This is a genomic window from Piezobacter thermophilus (genome assembly GCF_055386745.1).
On record NZ_AP042380.1, the window covers coordinates 509,571 to 526,006 of the forward strand.

The following is a 16,436-nucleotide window of genomic DNA, read 5'->3' on the forward strand; positions in this document are numbered from 1 at the left end:
GGATCATCTCACCACATGAATCTGGATCTTCTGGGTGAATTCGGTTCCGTCATCCGCCAGCGCCTTCAGCCGCACGTCCCAGCGCCCCGGCGGCAGTTCGACGCTGGCCACATAGGCCGAGCCGTCGAACTGGAAATCAGGGGTGAAATCGTCCCTGTTCTGGGTCGGACGGCCTACGGTTGCGTCAAGCCGGGCCACCCTGACCGGTTGCCCCTGCCGGTCGGTGAAGGCAAGTTTCAGCACGCCATTCTCTTCGTCGGCATCGACCGTCCAGCCAAGCCGCCTGTGCGCGGCCAGCCGCGTGTTGAATTCCTGGCTGGCGACATAGCCGTTGCGCACCTCGAGCCCCGGAAAGGTGGAAATCGCGCTCCAGGCGAGAACGCCGTTGACCACGAAGATCGTGCCGAAGAAGCCTCCGAACACCAGCGCCGCGTGAAAGCCGGTGAATTTGCGTTCCGCCATGGTTCAGTTTCCCCTCCCGTTGAAGGTGGTATCCTTGTAGGCCCGTTCGGTGTTGGTCAGATCCTCGACCCACAGGCGGATCTCGGTTCGTTCCGATCTTGCCGGCAGGGAGTCCCTGGGCGCGGTTATGTATACCCGCTGCTGGTACAGGGTGTCAGCAGGAACCTGTACCGTGCCGTAGGGCGATCCCTCGATCGTGAGATTCAGGCTGGGGTCGCCCTTGACGGTCAACCGGAAGGGGCGTGCCTCGCCATGCTTGTTGCGCAGGCGCACGTCATAGGTGTTGCGGATCGACCCGTCGGCCATGGTGACATATTGCGGGTTGCGCACCGGCGCCACCGAGATGTCGATGTCGGGGCGCACGAACAGGGCAAAGACCAGCCCGAACCCCACCAGCGACCAGAGCGAGGTGTAAAGGATGGTCCGCGGACGAAAGATGTGCTTCAGGATCGGCTTGGGCGGCTTGCCTGCGCGTTCGAGCTGTTCGTCGCTGTAGGCCATGTAGTCGATCAGGCCGCGCGGCTTGCCGATCTTGTCCATCACCTCGTCGCAGGCGTCGATGCACAGCGCGCAGGTGATGCATTCCAGCTGCTGGCCGTTGCGGATGTCGATGCCCATGGGGCAGACGTTCACGCAGGCCATGCAGTCGATGCAGTCGCCCTGGTTGGGGTCGAGCTTGCCCTTGCGCAGTTTGCCGCGCGGCTCTCCGCGCCATTCGCGGTAGGCGACGACCAGCGTGTCCTCGTCCATCATCGCCGCCTGGATACGTGGCCAGGGGCAGGCATAGATGCAGATCTGTTCGCGCGCGAAGCCGCCGAAGAAGAAGGTGGTAAAGGTCAGCAGCCCCACCGTCGTATAGGCGATCGGGTGGGCATTGCCAGTCACCAGATCGCGCAGCAGCGTCGGCGCATCGGCGAAATAGAACACCCACGCCCCGCCCGTGGCCAGCCCGATCAGCAGCCACAGCGTCCATTTCGTCACCCGCAGCCGCGCCTTGCGGAAGTCCAGCTTTTTCTGGCGATGCAGGCGCAGACGCGCGTTCCGGTCGCCCTCGACCCAGCGTTCGACCAGCATGAACAGGTCGGTCCAGACGGTTTGCGGGCAGGCATAGCCGCACCACACCCTTCCCAGCGCCGAGGTGAACAGGAACAGCCCCAGCCCCGCCATGATCAGCAGGCCGGCGACGAAGTAGAACTCATGTGGCCAGATCTCGATCCAGAAGAAGTAGAACCGGCGGTTGGCCAGATCCAGAAGTACCGCCTGATCGGGCAGGCTGGGGCCTCGGTCCCAGCGGATCCAGGGCACCAGATAGTAGATGCCCAGCGTCACGATCATGATGATCCATTTCAGATTGCGGAACTGCCCCTTCACGCGTTTGGGAAAGATGGGTTCCCGTTCGGCGTAAAGCGGTTGGGCTGTGGGGGAATCGCTCACGGAATCGCTCCGGGGTTGGTCTTGTTTCTGGCGCCTTGTCACAAATGCCCTTTGCGCAAACCTTGACATGGGTCAAAAAGCGCATCGTGCAATCATGTTTGTCGGGGCATTCTGACATATGGAGCCGGGATCGGCGGTGTTCCAGAGGCTGCGCATTCGGGGGCCTGCGACATGTTGGCCCGAAGAAATGATGCCCGATGAGATGGCGCCTCGTGAATCGGTCGGGAAAGCGTTGGCGTCGGCTTTTCAGGAAACGCGCGAACAGATCGAAAAGCCGACGCCAGGCCCCGCTGTGGCCGATACGGTCACCGGCGGGTATGCGAGTGTCGCAATGGCCCGAATCTTGCGAACACCACGACTGCCCGATCGGTCGCATGTTCTGGCCCCCGGCGATTTGACCGAAATCAAATGGGATCGATTTTTCGCGGCTTGCGGCAGGTTTTCCGGGGGAGCGGCCATGCCGGTTGCCTCCGCCGGTCGCGGGAGGAAAAGAAAACGGGCCGCCAACATGGGCGGCCCGTCGTTTTCGTGCCGTGCGGTCGGTCTATTCGCCGCCGCCCAGCTGGTGCACATAGGTGGCGACCGCGCGGATCTGCGCCTCGGTCAGCTTGCCCGACCAGGCCGGCATGACGCCATAGCGGGAGTTGGTGACGGTTTCCACGATGGTGTCGTAGTCGCCACCGTAAAGCCAGATGGCGTCGGTCAGGTTCGGCGCGCCGAAATCGCGGCTGCCGGTGCCGCTGTCGCCGTGGCACGAGGCGCAATTTTCGGCAAAGATCGCGGCGCCGGCCTCGACCTTGGTCGCGTCCTTCGCCTCGCCCGAAAGCGACATGACGAAATTGGCCACCTGGTCGATCTCTTCCTTGCTCAGCAGCTCGTCACGACCGAATGCCGGCATTTCCGAGAAGCGCGTCTCGTCATTGTCCGGGCTCCGGATGCCGACGGTGACCGTGGTGTAGATCGACTCGATGTCGCCTCCCCACAGCCAGTCATTGTCCAGCAGGTTGGGGAAGCCCTTGGCCCCCTGCGCACCCGAGCCGTGGCACTGGACGCAGAAGGTCTTGAACACCGCGCCCCCGGCATTGACCGCGTAGCTGTTCAGTTCCGGATCCTTCGAGATCTCGGTCAGTTCGGTCGAGGTCAGCTTGGCGTTGATCGCCGCATTGGCCTCTTCGGCCGCAGCGATTTCGGCCGCCACATCGGCGCGGGTGGACCAGCCCAGGATCCCCGGCGTCGCCCCGCCGGGAAGCGGCCAGGCGGGGTAGAGGATCGTGTAGATCACCGCCCAGATGATCGTCACGTAGAACGTCCACAGCCACCATTTCGGCAGGGGGTTGTTGAACTCTTCGATCCCGTCCCAGACGTGGCCGGTGGTTTCCGGATCGCCTTCGAACTTCTTGGATGGTTTGCTCATGTCCGCGCCTCCTCGGATTGGGCGGGTTTGTCTTCATGCCGGAAGGGAATGTTCGCGGTATCGCGATAGGTCCTGGTGCTGCCCGGCCGGAAGGCCCAGAGGATCACCCCGACGAAAACAGCGAACAGGAACACAAGCCCGATGGTGTCCGCGAAGGTCCTCAGAAGCGAATAGTAATGTTCCATGTCTCGCCTCCTCAGCGGCTGGGCAGGGGCGTGAAGGTCGAGAAATCGACCAGCGTGCCCAGCATTTGCAGATACGCCACCAGCGCATCCATTTCCGAGATGCCCGGCCGCCCGTCGAAGTTGCGCACCTGCACCTTGTCGCCGTAGCGCTCCAGTAGCCCGTCATAATCGCTGTCCGGATCGGCCTGCGCCTTGAAGTCGGCGACGGCGGCCTCGATCTGCTCGTCGGTATAGGGCACGCCCACGACCCGGTTGGTGCGCATCAGGTCGGCGATGTATTTCCCGTCGATCTTGCGATCCAGGAGATAGCCGTATTTGGGCATCACCGATTCCGGCACCACCGATTGCGGGTTGGTCAGGTGGGCCACGTGCCACTCATCCGAGTAGCGCCCGCCCACCCGCGCGAGATCCGGCCCGGTGCGCTTCGATCCCCACTGGAACGGGTGGTCGTACATCGACTCGGCCGCCAGCGAGTAGGGACCGTAGCGTTCGACCTCGTCCCGCATCGGGCGGATCATCTGGCTGTGGCACACGTAGCAGCCTTCGCGGATGTAGACCTCGCGCCCTTCAAGTTCCAGCGGCGTGTAGGGGCGCATCCCCTCCACCTTCTCGATCGTGCTGTCGAGGAAGTAGAGCGGAACCAGCTGCACGATGCCGCCGATGGTCACGACCAAGAAGCTGAAGATCAGCAGGAGGGTCGCGTTGGTCTCGAGGATCTTGTGCTTTTCGAGAATAGCCATTGCTCCGGCCCTCCTTATTCAGCCGGGACCGGAGTCGCCAGGCCTTCCTTGGCCGGGGCGGCTTTGACGGTCATCCACAGGTTGTAGCACATGATGATGGCGCCGGCGAGGTAGAGCAGACCGCCGGTGGCACGCACCACGTACATCGGGAACTTCGCTGCCACGGTGTCGGCGAAGGTGTTCACCAGGAAGCCGTTGGCATCCACTTCACGCCACATCAGGCCTTCCATGATGCCGGTTACCCACATCGACGCGGCGTAAAGCACGATGCCAATGGTGGCCAGCCAGAAGTGCCAGCTCACGAGGCTCAGCGAGTAGAGGCGTTCGCGCTTCCACAGCACCGGAACCAGGTAGTAGAGGGCACCGAAGGTGATCATGCCGTTCCAGCCCAGCGCGCCGGAATGCACGTGGCCGATGGTCCAGTCGGTGTAGTGCGACAGCGAGTTCACCGCGCGGATCGACATCATCGGCCCTTCGAAGGTGGACATGCCGTAAAAGCCCACGGCGATCACCATCATGCGGATGACCGGGTCGGTGCGCAGCTTGTCCCAGGCGCCCGACAGCGTCATCAGGCCGTTGATCATGCCGCCCCAGGAGGGCATCCACAGCATCACCGAGAACACCATGCCAAGCGTCGAGGCCCAGTCGGGCAGGGCGGTATAGTGCAGGTGGTGCGGACCGGCCCAGATGTACAGGAAGATCAGCGCCCAGAAGTGGATGATCGACAGCTTGTAGCTGTAGACCGGGCGCTCGGCCTGCTTGGGCACGAAGTAGTACATCATGCCGAGGAAGCCTGCGGTCAGGAAGAAGCCCACCGCGTTATGGCCATACCACCACTGGGTCATGGCGTCCTGGACGCCGGCCCAGACGATCACCGACTTGGAGCCCCAGATCGACACCGGAACGGTGAGGTTGTTGATGACGTGCAGCATCGCGATGGTGACGATGAAGGACAGGTAGAACCAGTTGGCCACATAGATATGCGGCTCCTTGCGCTTGATGATCGTACCAAGGAACACCGCCAGGTAGGCCACCCAGACGATGGTCAGCCACAGGTCGATGTACCATTCCGGTTCGGCGTATTCCTTGGATTGCGAGTTGCCCAGGACATAGCCGGTGGCCGCAAGGACGATGAAAAGCTGATAGCCCCAGAACACGAACCATGCCAGGTTGCCGCCCCACAGCCGCGCAGCCGAGGTGCGCTGCACCACGAAGAACGAGGTTGCGATCAGGGCGTTGCCGCCGAATGCAAAGATCACCGCGCTGGTGTGCAGCGGGCGAAGCCGGCCGAAGTTCATGTAGCCGTCGGCCCATTCGAAGTTGAGCGACGGAAAGGCCAGCTGCGAGGCGATGAACACGCCGGCGAGAAAGCCGACGACGCCCCAGAAGGCGGTGGCGATGACGCCCGCGCGGATGACGTCATCCATGTATTCGTTGGCCGGGGCCGGCTGTGCCGGTTCGTCCGTCCGGCGCAGGGTGTAGATGAAAAGGCCGATCGAGATGAGCGCGATGAGGATCGCGTGTACCTGATAGGCCAGATCACGTGCATTGTTGACCGCGATCAAGGCAAAGATCGTGATCAAGCCGAGCACGATCAGCTTGATGTAATTTCCCATTTTGCGTCCCTTCGTCTTGTCCCGCGCGATTCTTGCGTCGCACCGAACGGATTCAGACTGGCGGCTTGATGCGAAACGCGCTGCGCGTCCGCTTTGATCTGTATCAAGACGTGGGTCCGGAATCTATGACAGGCATCGGGCGAAACGCCACACTTTTCCGTCTTTCCCGGGGAGAAGGACGAAGTCACGAGGTTGAAATGGCATACAAGACGCTGCTCACCGTGCTTACCGATCGCAAGATCGCGGAAGCTCCCCTGGCGCACATGATCGCCCTTGCCAGGGATCAGGACGGCCATGCCGAGGCCCTGTGCCTCGGCGTCGACCGCACCCAGACCGGGTATTACTATGCCGGCGCCAATGCCGTGATCCTGCAGGAAACATTGGCGCGGGCAACCGCCGAGTCGGAAGAGATCCTGAAATATGCGAACGGAATCCTCGGCAGCAGCGGCATCCGCTGGTCCACCGAGGACGGCGTTGCGCAGATTGCCGATCTGGGCCGGCACGTGGCGCACCGGGCGCGGTTTTCCGATCTGGTCATCATGCCGCGCCCCTATGGCGAGGGCCGTGGCGCCGAGGTCGAACCGATCATCGAGGCCGCCCTGTTCGAGGGGCACGCCCCGGTGCTGGTGGTGCCCGACGAGGGCGACCCCAAGCCGCGGCCGGAAACGGTGCTGGTCGGCTGGAACGAAAGCGTCGAGGCGCTGACCGCCATCCGCCGGGCGCTGCCCTTCCTGCAGACCGCCGAACTGGTGCGGATCGTCATCATCGACCCGCCCAAGCACGGCCCCGAGCGCTCGGACCCCGGCGGGCTGCTGTCGCAGATGCTGTCGCGGCATGGGGTGCGGTGCGAGATCGACGTGCTCAGCAAGACCATGTCGCGGGTGTCGGACGTGCTGAACCGCCATGCCCGCGACACCGCTGCCGACATGATCGTGATGGGGGCCTATGGCCATTCGCGCTTTCGCGAGGCGATCCTTGGCGGGGCCACGCGCAACATGCTCGAGCAGGCCCAGGTGCCGATGTTCATGGCGCATTGACGGGATCCGCGCCGGGTACTGCCGAGGTATTCCGGATTGGCGTTCAGGCGCGCCTGAGCAGCCCCACGAGAACCAGCAGGATGACCGCGCCCAGCGTCGAATAGATTATCGCGCTGAAGGTGCCGCCCCCGACCGGAAGGCCGAGGGCGGGGAAGATCACCCCTGCCAGAACAGCTCCCACGATCCCAACGGCCATGTTGCCGATCAGGCCGAAGCCCCGGCCCTTCATGATCCGCCCGGCCAGCCACCCGGCGATGACGCCGACGATCAGCATTGTCAGCAGGCTTTCGAACTGCATCGGTCAACCCTCTTTCGTTCCGTCGCCGCCAGCTTGACCTGTCGGGCCGGCAAATCAAGAAAAATGCGCCGGCGGGCCCGCGTCATGTCACGAAGTGGAGGCGGTGGAACTCGCTCCGGAACCTGCGCGTGCGGGGAGCGATGGTCGCGGGGTTGTCGGCGCGCAGGGCCTCGGCCACCAGCGCCGCCAGCTGCGGGGCATGGTCGGGGGTGACGCCGCGGCGGGCCAGTTCCGGCGTTCCGATCCGCAACCCGTTCAGGTCTCCTTCCACGGGTGCCACGGGCAGGCCGATGCCGCAGGCCAGGAACCCGGCCTGGCGCAGGGCCTTGGCGGCGCGCTGTCCTCCGCCGAACCCGGCCGCCCGCAGCGCGAACTGGTGCGACGCGGTCGGCCCCTCGCGCCCTTCGAACAGCGGCAGGCCTCGGCGGGCCATCTCGTCCGCCAGCGCCCGGGCCAGATCCACCATCGCCCTGGCGTAGGCGGTACCGTGATCCACCCAGTCGAGCAGCGAAACGGCCAGCGCCGCCACCCGACCGGCGTCGAAATTGGCGGTCATGCCTGGAAAGGCGATGGCATCGAGCCGTTCGGCAATCTCCGCGTCATTGGTGACGATCAGCCCGCCGGCGGGGCCGCCGAGGCTCTTGTAGGTGCTCATGGTCATCAGATGCGCGCCTTGATCCAGCGGGTTGGGCCAGACGCGCCCGGCGATCATCCCGCACTGGTGGGCGGCGTCGAACAGAACCTTCGCCCCCACCTCGTCGGCGATGGCGCGGATCTCGGCCACCGGGTGGGGAAACAGATTCAGGCTGCCGCCCACGGTGATGAGCCGGGGCCGCACCCGGCGGGCGAGGTCGCGCAGCCCGGCCAGATCGACCGAATACCCGTCCGCATCCACCGGCGCCGGGTGGGTCGTCAGCCCGTAAAGCCCTGCGCATCCATCGCGGTGGTGGGTCACATGCCCGCCCACCGTGGCCGGCGGCGCGATGATGGCGTCGCCCGGGCGGGTCAGGGCCATGAAGCCGTAGAGATTGGCCAGCGCGCCCGAGCCCACGCGGATCTCGGCAAAGGTGGCGCCGAACACCTCGGCGGCCAGCTCCGCGGCGATCACCTCGATTTCCTCGATTGCCTCCAGTCCGGTTTCGTACTTGTCGCCCGGCCAGCCCAGCGACGGGCGCGTGCCCAGTCCGGCGGCCAGCGCCGCCTCGGCGCGCGGGTTCATCACGTTGGTGGCGGGGTTGAGGTTGAAGCATTCCTCGTCATGGATCGCGTGGTTGCGGTCGATCAGCCCGGCAATGCGGGCGCGGGTGGCGGAGGTGTCCTGTTCGGCGGTGCGGGCAGCCAGGTTCTGGATGCGGGTTTCGCAGTGATCGGGAACCCAGGAGCGGCGGGCGAGTCGGGGCATGTGGTTCTCCTGACGGCTTTTCCGTATCAGGCTAGGGCCTTGCGAAGGCGGAAGTAAAGCAGGGCCTGACGGCGCCAGGCCGGGCCGCTTTCGGAGATCGGGCCGGGCCGTTGGGCGAGGGGGCATGGCCCCGGCCCGGCCGGCCCCTTGCCCCCGGCCCGCCCTTGTCCCATAACATGCGCAACCGCTCCGGGCGCTGCCCGGAGGAACAGCCGGATCAGCAGAAGGACAGCCAGGCCATGACCACCGAAGTCCCCGAAACCCGGATCGTGGAAACCGCCCGCGTCGCCTGCGACGGTGGCGAGGGCGCGCTGGGCCACCCGCGCGTGTGGCTCCAGATACCGGATGACAGGGGCTGGGTCGAATGCCCCTATTGCGACGCGCGCTATGTGCTGAAGGGCCACGAAGACAAGGCCGCCTGAAACCGCTCCAGCCCCCGCATGGCCGTCCCGTCCCGCCACGGCAGATGGCGACAGGCAGGCCCGCGCCGTTGACACTGGCGGTTCCGCGCCCGCCATGGCACAAACGCCGGGGAACAACGGCGAAAGGACCGGCATGTCGCAGCATTTCGGCAAGGGCTGTCACCTGCACCTGATCGACGGATCGGCCTTCATCTTCCGGGCCTACCACGCGCTGCCGCCGCTGACGCGGCAATCCGACGGGCTGCCCATCGGCGCGGTGGCGGGCTTTTGCAACATGCTGCAGCGCTATGTGGACGGCGACCACGGCCCCGATGCGCCCACCCACCTGGCGGTGATCTTCGACGCCAGCGGTCACACCTTCCGCAACGATCTCTACCCCGACTACAAGGCCAACCGCGAGGAGATGCCCGAGGATCTGCGCGTCCAGATCCCGCTGACCCGCCGCGCCGTCGAGGCCTTCAACATCCCCTGCCACGAAATCGAGGGCTACGAGGCCGACGACATCATCGCCACGCTTTCGTGTCACGCCCGCAAGGCCGGCGGGCGCGTCACCATCGTCTCCAGCGACAAGGACCTGATGCAACTGGTCGGCGGCGGGGTCGAGATGCTGGACGCCATGAAGAACCGCCGCATCGACCGCGAGGGCGTGATCGAACGCTTCGGCGTGCCCCCGGAAAAGGTCGTCGATGTCCAGGCGCTGGCCGGAGACAGCATCGACAATGTGCCCGGCGCACCGGGGATCGGGGTCAAGACGGCGGCGCTGCTGATCAACGAATGGGGCGATCTGGAAACGCTGCTCGATCATGCCGCGGAAATCCGGCAGCCCAAACGCCGCCAGACCCTGATCGAAAAGCGCGACCAGATCCTGCTGTCGAAGAAGCTGGTGCAGCTTGACTGCAACACGCCGCTGGATTTCACGCTGGACGATCTGGCGCTGCGTGAACCGGATCCCGAGCGCCTCATGGCCTTTCTCGCCGAGATGGAGCTGCGCACCCTGTCGCGCCGGATCGCCGAGAAACTGGGGGTCGAGCCGCCGGTCATCCCCGAAAGGCGACCCGCCCGGACCGATGGCGGCAGCGACCCGCTTCCCGATGCCCCGCCCTTCGAGGCCGCCTCCTACACCACCGTTCGCGATGCCGGCACGCTGCAGGGCTGGATCGAGCTGATCCGCGACCGCGGCTGGGTGGCGGTGGATACCGAAACCACCAGCCTGGACGAGATGCGGGCCGAACTGGTCGGCATATCGCTTTGCGTCGAACCCGGCGCCGCCTGCTACATCCCGCTGGCCCACAAGGACGGGAAAGGCGACGACCTGTTCGGCTCGGACAGGCCGGCCGGGGGGCAGATGTCCATGGCCGAGGCGCTGGAGATGCTCAGGCCCGTTCTCGAGGATCCGGCGATCCTGAAGATCGGGCAGAACATGAAATACGATGCCAAGATCTTCGCCCGCCACGGGATCGAGGTGGCTCCCATCGACGACACCATGCTGCTGTCCTATGCCATGCATGCGGGGCTGCACGGGCATGGGATGGATACGCTCAGCGAACGCTATCTTGGGCACACGCCGATGCCGATCAAGCCGCTTCTCGGCTCGGGGCGCTCGGCGATCACTTTCGACCGGGTGCCGATCGACGAGGCCACCGCCTATGCCGCGGAGGATGCCGACATAACCTTGCGTCTGTGGCGGTTGTTCAAGCCGCAACTGCACCGGGCGCGTGTCACCACCGTCTATGAAACGCTGGAGCGGCCGCTTGTGCCGGTGCTGGCGCGGATGGAGATGCACGGCATCAAGGTGGATCGCGACACGCTTTCGCGCATGTCGGCGGCCTTTTCGCAGAAGATGGCGGCGCTGGAAGAGGAGATCCACGCGCTTGCCGGAGAGCGGTTCAATGTCGGCTCGCCCAAGCAGCTGGGCGAGATCCTGTTCGGCAAGATGGGCCTTTCGGGCGGCAAGCGCGGCAAGACCGGCGCCTTCGCCACCGGCGCCGAGGTGCTGGAGGATCTCGCCGCCGAGGGGCACGAGCTGCCGGCGCGGGTGCTGGACTGGCGCCAGCTGAGCAAGCTCAAATCCACCTATACCGATGCGCTGCAGGATCACATCAATCCCGAGACCGGGCGCGTGCATACCTCATATGTGATTGCCGGCACCAATACCGGGCGGCTGGCCTCGACCGACCCGAACCTGCAGAACATCCCCGTGCGCAGCGAAGAGGGGCGCCGCATCCGCGAGGCCTTTGTTGCCGAAGAGGGCAATCTGCTGGTCAGTCTCGACTACAGCCAGATCGAATTGCGCATCCTCGCCCACATCGCCGACCTGCCGGCGATGAAGCAGGCCTTTGCCGAGGGGCAGGACATTCACGCCATGACCGCCTCTGAGATGTTCGACGTGCCGATGGAGAAGATGACCCCCGAAATCCGCCGCCGCGCCAAGGCGATCAATTTCGGGGTGATCTACGGCATTTCCGCTTGGGGGCTGGCGCGCAACCTGCGTATCCCGCGCGCCGAGGCACAGGCCTTCATCGACCGCTATTTCGATCGCTTCCCCGGCATTCGGACATATATGGACAAAACGGTGGCCTTCGCGAAGGAGCACGGCCATGTCCGAACCCTGTTCGGGCGCCGGATCCACACCCCCGAGATCGGCGCCCGCGGCCCCCGCGCGGGCTTTGCGAAGCGGGCGGCGATCAATGCGCCCATCCAGGGAACCGCGGCCGACGTGATCCGCCGGGCGATGATCCGCATGCCCGAGGCCCTTGAGGGGCTGCCGGTGAAGATGCTGCTGCAGGTCCATGACGAGCTGCTCTTCGAAGTGGCCGAAGAGGCGGTGGACGAGGTCATCGCCCGAGCCCGCGCGGTCATGGAAAACGCCCCCGAGCCGGCGGTGAAGCTGGACGTGAAGCTGACCGTCGATGCCGGGACCGGCACCAACTGGGCCGAAGCGCACTGATCCCGGCCGGATCAAGCCGCTTCGAAGCGGCTTGATCACGCGGTTTCGAAACCGCGTGATCTGGACGAAGCCGGAATGGCATCCGGCCCCGGGGACAAGCGATTTCGAAATCGCTTGTCTCAAGGCGTTTCGAAACGCCTTGAGGCAGGGCGGCGGCTCATCCAGCCCAGGCTGTCCTCGGTGCGGGCGGTGGAGGGGGTGTATTCGGCGCTGATCCAGCCGGCGTAACCGCTGGCCTCGATGGCCGCCAGCAGCGCGTCGAAGTCGATGGTGTCCTTGCCGTTCGGGGGGCCGGGTTCGCGGCGGTCCGGGGTCTGTCCCAGCTGCACATGGAGGGCCCGCAGCCCGAATTCTTCCCACACGGCAAGGGCGTCGCCATGGATGCGCCGGGCGTGGTAGCTGTCGAATTGCAGCCCGACATTTGCGCGGCCGATCCGGTCGAGGATACGCGCCGCCAGGCGGTAGTCGTTCAGGAAATATCCGGGCCGGTCGGCCGCGTTCAGCGGTTCGATAGTGAAGCGCCGCTCCGGGCGGGCATCGGCCAGCCATTGCAGGTTGCGGATGAAGGTCTCCTCGGCCGCCTCGCCGCGGGCATTGCCGGCCATGACATGGATCAGCCCCGCCCCGGTGGCATCGGCATGTTCCAGCACCTGCTCCATGTCCCGGCGAAAACGCCTCTCGTCTCCGGGCAGGGCGGCAAGGCCGGCCGGGCCGCCGGGGGCATCGTCCCGCAGCGGCGCGTTAACGAGGGCCAGCTTCAGCCCCGCCCCCTCCAGCGCCCGGCGGATGTCGGCGGCGCGGTATTCATAGGGAAAGAGGATCTCCACCCCTGCAAACCCGGCCCGCGCCGCTGCGGCGAAGCGGTCGAAGAAGGGCAGCTCGGCAAAGAGCAGCGAGATGTTGGCGGCAAGTCCGGTCATGGGCGTATCCGAGCGGGAGAGGGGAGGGTCAGCCCGCTTCGAGTTCTTCGGAGGGGATGATCGGGAAGAACCGCCCTGAGGACCACAGGCCGAACCAGCCCTCGTGATGTTCGCCGAGATCGACCAGCCGGTAGAAGCTCTTGCGGTCGATCAGCGCCTCCAGATCGGCGCGGATCAGCACATAGGGTGCCGGTTCGCCGGTTTGCGGATCACGCTCGACCCGGATCGGGTGATCGGGGCCGGCAACGGCCCTGTCCCCGACATTGGTGACGAATTCGAGAACCCGCTCGCGCCCTTGGCCGCGGGTCTCGAAATCGACCGCGACGAAGGGGGCGTCATCGACGGTGATGCCCACCTTCTCGACCGGGGTGACGAGGAAATACCGCTCGCCCTCCTTCCTGAGGATGGAGGAGAACAGCCGCACCAGTTCGGGCCTTCCGACGGGCGTGCCGAGATAGTACCACGTCCCGTCGCGGGCAATCCGCATGTCGAGGTCGCCGCAGAAGGGCGGATTCCACAGATGCACGGGTGGCGGCCCCTTGCGGCGGGCTGCCTTCACGGCGCCGACAAGGCTGTCGGCCGAAGGGGGATGCTGGCTGTCGTGGCTGTCGGTCATCTTCCTGTCCCGCCCGGTTGACTGAAGACGCAATATAGCCGGCATGACCGGAATGTCATGCGGTGCTCCGGTTCCGGCAGGTCGAAATGGGAACGGGGCGTCTCCGATGATCGGAGAACACCCCGTAGCCCGTGGCATCCTGCCCTTCAGAGGATGAAGTCGTCTGCGAGGGTGAGTGCGCTCGGAGCGATCCCGGTGAGGGTAATGGTTCCAAGAGTGCCGAGCGTCACCAGCGCATCGGTTCCGGCGGAAGCGATGGTGATATCGGCGGCCGCAAGTCCCAGCGCGGATACGTCGATAATGTCGGTCCCGTCCTGGAAGTCGTGGATCACGTCATTGGCCATCGCCGCGTCGAACAGGAAGACATCGGCACCACCGCCCCCGAAGAGCGTGTCGCCGCCCGCACCACCGCGGATCGAATCACGGCCGGCGCCGCCGTTCATCATGTCGTTGCCGACGCCGCCGAACAGGCTGTCATTGCCGCCGTTTCCGATCAGCGTGTCCGCCCCGGCCCCGCCCGAAAGGGTATCGGCGCCCTTGCCCCCCTTGAGGATGTCCGATCCGCTGCCGCCGCCGATCACGTCATTGCCCCCCGAGCCCCGGATGAAGTCGGCCCCCTTGCCACCATCGAGGCGATCATGGCCCCGCCCGCCGTCGATGCGGTCGTCTCCGCTGCCCCCGTCGATGAGGTCGCGCCCGCCGCCGCCATTGAGGATGTCATTGCCGCCGCCGCCGTCGATGCGGTCACGGTCGGCTCCGCCGTCGATGCGGTCATTGCCGGCATTGCCGGCCAGCACGTCACGCCCGGCTCCGCCCTTGATGGTGTCGTCGCCGCCCGCTCCGCGCATCGTATCATTGCCCAGCCCCGTTTTCAGAAGATCGTTGCGGGCCCCGCCACGGCCCCAGTCATCGTGATCGCTGCCGATCAGGGTAAGACTGGTGTCAATATCGGTCATGTCGAAATCGGTGCCGACGCTGGACAGGCTGGCGTCGAGAGTGATCGGCTGAGCGGCGAACAGCGCATCGAACCTGGTGTAATCGGCCGGTATGTCGGCAAGGGCCAGCTGAAAGGAAACTGCGCCCCAGCTCAGCCCCGAAAATGTGCCCACCGTGCTGCCGCCCTGCTCAAAGGTGAAACTGGTGATGACGCCGCCGGTCAGGTTGTCGGACGCATCGAAGGTAAAGCCTGTGCCGGTGATGGTGGTCACGGCACCGGTCGTCGGCTGTTTGACCACCACTTCGGTCGCGCTCTTCGAGACGACGGTGAAATCGGCCTGACCGGTGAGCGGGTCGAAGAAGGCGGTTGATATGGGAAAATTGTCAGGCCCGTAAAGCACTATGAGGGCAGCCATTGGCTAACCTCCCGAAATGTTACGCTCCGGGTGCCGGCATGATAAAGGAAATCGCCATTTATTTTAAGTCCCGCTTCGTGCCGGGGCCGGTGTTCTGCCAGTTGCTCATGGCCGACGGGCTCTGCGGCGCTGGGAATGTCATGGCGGAAATGCCGCGCGGGAAGTACGCTGGAACGGAAACGGGGCGCCCCCGAAGAGCGGGGACGCCCCGAAGCCTGCCATCTCCCGGCGTTCAGACGAGGATGAAGTCGTCGGCCACCGAGATCAGGGTTGCTTCGACGCCGGTCAGGGTCACGATGCCGCTGGAGCCCAGCGTCACCACCGTATCCGTGCCCGAGGCGGTGATGGTGATGTCGGCCGCCGTCAGGCTCAGTGCCGACACGTCCATCATGTCGGTCCCGTCTGTGAAATCGGTGATGACATCATTGTTCGAGGCCGAGCTGGCGGGGATGAATACGAAGAGATCGGCCCCGGCGCCTCCGGTCATGGTGTCGTTGCCGCTGCCGCTGCGGATCGTGTCGGCCCCGGCGCCACCGTTCATCATGTCGTTGCCGGCGCCGCCGAACAGAGTGTCGTTGCCGCCGTTCCCGTTCAGCGTGTCCGCCCCGGCGCCTCCAAGCACGGTATCGGCACCTTTGCCGCCGAAGAGAAGATCGCGACCACCGCTGCCGCCGATGGCGTCGTTCCCCGCAGATCCCTTGAGCGTGTCGGCCCCCTTGTCGCCGACCAGCAGGTCGTTGCCCTTGCCGCCATTGATCAGGTCGTTGCCCTTGCCGCCACTGATCAGGTCGCGGGAATTTCCGCCATTCAGAGTGTCGTTCCCGCCGCCGCCGGCAATGTTGTCCCGATTGTCGCCGCCGAAAATCCGGTCGTTTCCGCCGTTTCCGGCCAGCGCGTCGCGGCCTGCATCTCCCCGGATCGTGTCGTTGCCGGCGCCGCCACGGACCGAATCGTTACCGGCCCCCATCTGGAGCGAATCGGCGCCGCTGCCCCCGGTGACCATGTCACCGTAGGTGCTGCCGGTGATGGTGAGATCACTGCTCCAGCCCGAGGCGTCGATCTGGAACCCGACACCGGCCGGAGAGGCGTCGATCTCGACCGGCTGGGACGAGAACAGCGCATCAAGCGGCGCGGACGTGTTTGCGGCAAGCGCGTTCTGGAAGGTGACGGCATCCCAGCTCACTCCCGAAAAGGTTGCGACCGTGGCACCGCCTTGCTGGAAGGTCATGGCGGTGATGGTCCCACCGGTAGCATTGCCGAGCGAATCGAAGCTGAGCCCGGTCCCGATCACGGTCGTCACCGCACCGGTCACCGGCTGCGTGAGGATGACTTGCGTCGAGGTGGCCGACGTGACGGTGACATTTGCCGGTCCGCCGGGCGAGTCGAAGAAGGCGGTGGTGAAGAAATTGTTGTCTGGGCCGTAAAACGTTCCGGTCAGGGGCATGTTGCAATCTCCTTGGTCTTTGGTCATTTCCGGGCGCAAACTGCACCGGGCTGAAAGCAATATGGCCCCGGTATCACGGAATTGTGGCGGAAACCGGACGGCAGAACCTGATTTCCGGATGCCTGTTGCATTGTTGTCGTTCTTGTG

Annotated in this window: 15 protein-coding genes; 3 read left to right on the top strand and 12 right to left on the bottom strand. The window is 65.2% G+C overall.

Features of this window, described 5'->3' with window-relative positions; genetic code table 11:
• Positions 1-3: 3 nt before the first annotated feature.
• From ACZ5CM_RS02360 to ccoN, 6 genes are all read right to left on the bottom strand, one after another.
• Positions 4-462, bottom strand: a complete 459-nt coding sequence (locus ACZ5CM_RS02360) for a FixH family protein (RefSeq protein ID WP_464640922.1) — start codon at positions 460-462, stop codon at positions 4-6.
• 3 nt (positions 463-465) lie between these two features.
• On the bottom strand, positions 466-1,896 hold the full coding sequence (ccoG, locus tag ACZ5CM_RS02365) for a cytochrome c oxidase accessory protein CcoG (RefSeq protein ID WP_464640923.1): 1,431 nt from the start codon (positions 1,894-1,896) through the stop codon (positions 466-468).
• Positions 1,897-2,440: 544 nt separating this feature from the next.
• Positions 2,441-3,310, bottom strand: a complete 870-nt coding sequence (ccoP, locus tag ACZ5CM_RS02370) for a cytochrome-c oxidase, cbb3-type subunit III (RefSeq protein ID WP_464640925.1) — start codon at positions 3,308-3,310, stop codon at positions 2,441-2,443.
• Positions 3,307-3,495, bottom strand: coding sequence for a cbb3-type cytochrome oxidase subunit 3 (locus tag ACZ5CM_RS02375; RefSeq protein ID WP_464640927.1), 189 nt, complete (start codon positions 3,493-3,495; stop codon positions 3,307-3,309). Before ACZ5CM_RS02375 ends, ccoP begins: the two co-directional genes overlap by 4 nt.
• 11 nt (positions 3,496-3,506) lie before the next feature.
• A complete protein-coding gene (gene ccoO / locus ACZ5CM_RS02380) occupies positions 3,507-4,235 on the bottom strand; it encodes a cytochrome-c oxidase, cbb3-type subunit II (protein WP_464640928.1) in 729 nt (242 codons plus the stop codon).
• Positions 4,236-4,249: 14 nt separating this feature from the next.
• Entirely contained in the window at positions 4,250-5,851 is a 1,602-nt protein-coding gene (gene ccoN, locus ACZ5CM_RS02385) for a cytochrome-c oxidase, cbb3-type subunit I (RefSeq protein ID WP_464640930.1), read from the bottom strand.
• Positions 5,852-6,048: 197 nt separating this feature from the next.
• Here ccoN and ACZ5CM_RS02390 point away from each other — a divergent pair, with 197 nt between their 5' ends.
• Positions 6,049-6,888 carry a universal stress protein gene (locus tag ACZ5CM_RS02390; RefSeq protein ID WP_464640932.1) on the top strand — a complete coding sequence of 280 codons (840 nt, stop codon included), beginning with the start codon at positions 6,049-6,051 and terminating at the stop codon, positions 6,886-6,888.
• Between the two features lie 43 nt (positions 6,889-6,931).
• Here ACZ5CM_RS02390 and ACZ5CM_RS02395 read toward each other — a convergent pair whose 3' ends face one another.
• The gene (locus tag ACZ5CM_RS02395; RefSeq protein ID WP_464640934.1) at positions 6,932-7,186 is read right to left on the bottom strand and encodes a GlsB/YeaQ/YmgE family stress response membrane protein; all 255 of its coding nucleotides are present in this window, start codon (positions 7,184-7,186) and stop codon (positions 6,932-6,934) included.
• Positions 7,187-7,268: 82 nt separating this feature from the next.
• Positions 7,269-8,588, bottom strand: coding sequence for a beta-eliminating lyase-related protein (locus ACZ5CM_RS02400; protein WP_464640936.1), 1,320 nt, complete (start codon positions 8,586-8,588; stop codon positions 7,269-7,271).
• 239 nt (positions 8,589-8,827) lie between these two features.
• Here ACZ5CM_RS02400 and ACZ5CM_RS02405 point away from each other — a divergent pair, with 239 nt between their 5' ends.
• Positions 8,828-9,010, top strand: a complete 183-nt coding sequence (locus ACZ5CM_RS02405) for a zinc-finger domain-containing protein (RefSeq protein ID WP_464642459.1) — start codon at positions 8,828-8,830, stop codon at positions 9,008-9,010.
• 94 nt (positions 9,011-9,104) lie between these two features.
• A complete protein-coding gene (gene polA, locus ACZ5CM_RS02410; RefSeq protein WP_464640938.1) occupies positions 9,105-11,957 on the top strand; it encodes a DNA polymerase I in 2,853 nt (950 codons plus the stop codon).
• Positions 11,958-12,076: 119 nt separating this feature from the next.
• On the opposite strand, the gene ACZ5CM_RS02415 is transcribed toward polA, so the two are convergent.
• The 4 genes from ACZ5CM_RS02415 to ACZ5CM_RS02430 all read right to left on the bottom strand — a co-directional run bounded on the left by ACZ5CM_RS02415 (position 12,077) and on the right by ACZ5CM_RS02430 (position 16,289).
• Positions 12,077-12,877 (bottom strand): hydroxypyruvate isomerase family protein, encoded by an 801-nt coding sequence (locus tag ACZ5CM_RS02415; RefSeq protein WP_464640940.1) that lies wholly within the window; start codon positions 12,875-12,877, stop codon positions 12,077-12,079.
• 28 nt (positions 12,878-12,905) lie between these two features.
• The gene (locus tag ACZ5CM_RS02420; RefSeq protein WP_464640941.1) at positions 12,906-13,493 is read right to left on the bottom strand and encodes a DUF1285 domain-containing protein; all 588 of its coding nucleotides are present in this window, start codon (positions 13,491-13,493) and stop codon (positions 12,906-12,908) included.
• Positions 13,494-13,639: 146 nt separating this feature from the next.
• Entirely contained in the window at positions 13,640-14,845 is a 1,206-nt protein-coding gene (locus ACZ5CM_RS02425) for a calcium-binding protein (protein ID WP_464640943.1), read from the bottom strand.
• A gap of 232 nt (positions 14,846-15,077) precedes the next feature.
• Positions 15,078-16,289, bottom strand: a complete 1,212-nt coding sequence (locus tag ACZ5CM_RS02430; RefSeq protein WP_464640945.1) for a calcium-binding protein — start codon at positions 16,287-16,289, stop codon at positions 15,078-15,080.
• Between the last annotated feature and the right edge of the window lie 147 nt (positions 16,290-16,436).

Coding starts and splice junctions, on each gene's coding strand:
- ACZ5CM_RS02430 (WP_464640945.1), bottom strand. CDS start 16,289: ATGCCCCTGACCGGAACGTTTTACGGCCCAGACAACAATTTCTTCACC.
- ACZ5CM_RS02405 (WP_464642459.1), top strand. CDS start 8,828: ATGACCACCGAAGTCCCCGAAACCCGGATCGTGGAAACCGCCCGCGTC.
- ccoN (WP_464640930.1), bottom strand. CDS start 5,851: ATGGGAAATTACATCAAGCTGATCGTGCTCGGCTTGATCACGATCTTT.
- ACZ5CM_RS02415 (WP_464640940.1), bottom strand. CDS start 12,877: ATGACCGGACTTGCCGCCAACATCTCGCTGCTCTTTGCCGAGCTGCCC.
- polA (WP_464640938.1), top strand. CDS start 9,105: ATGGCACAAACGCCGGGGAACAACGGCGAAAGGACCGGCATGTCGCAG.
- ACZ5CM_RS02400 (WP_464640936.1), bottom strand. CDS start 8,588: ATGCCCCGACTCGCCCGCCGCTCCTGGGTTCCCGATCACTGCGAAACC.
- ACZ5CM_RS02360 (WP_464640922.1), bottom strand. CDS start 462: ATGGCGGAACGCAAATTCACCGGCTTTCACGCGGCGCTGGTGTTCGGA.
- ACZ5CM_RS02425 (WP_464640943.1), bottom strand. CDS start 14,845: ATGGCTGCCCTCATAGTGCTTTACGGGCCTGACAATTTTCCCATATCA.
- ACZ5CM_RS02395 (WP_464640934.1), bottom strand. CDS start 7,186: ATGCAGTTCGAAAGCCTGCTGACAATGCTGATCGTCGGCGTCATCGCC.
- ccoO (WP_464640928.1), bottom strand. CDS start 4,235: ATGGCTATTCTCGAAAAGCACAAGATCCTCGAGACCAACGCGACCCTC.
- ACZ5CM_RS02390 (WP_464640932.1), top strand. CDS start 6,049: ATGGCATACAAGACGCTGCTCACCGTGCTTACCGATCGCAAGATCGCG.
- ccoP (WP_464640925.1), bottom strand. CDS start 3,310: ATGAGCAAACCATCCAAGAAGTTCGAAGGCGATCCGGAAACCACCGGC.
- ACZ5CM_RS02420 (WP_464640941.1), bottom strand. CDS start 13,493: ATGACCGACAGCCACGACAGCCAGCATCCCCCTTCGGCCGACAGCCTT.
- ACZ5CM_RS02375 (WP_464640927.1), bottom strand. CDS start 3,495: ATGGAACATTACTATTCGCTTCTGAGGACCTTCGCGGACACCATCGGG.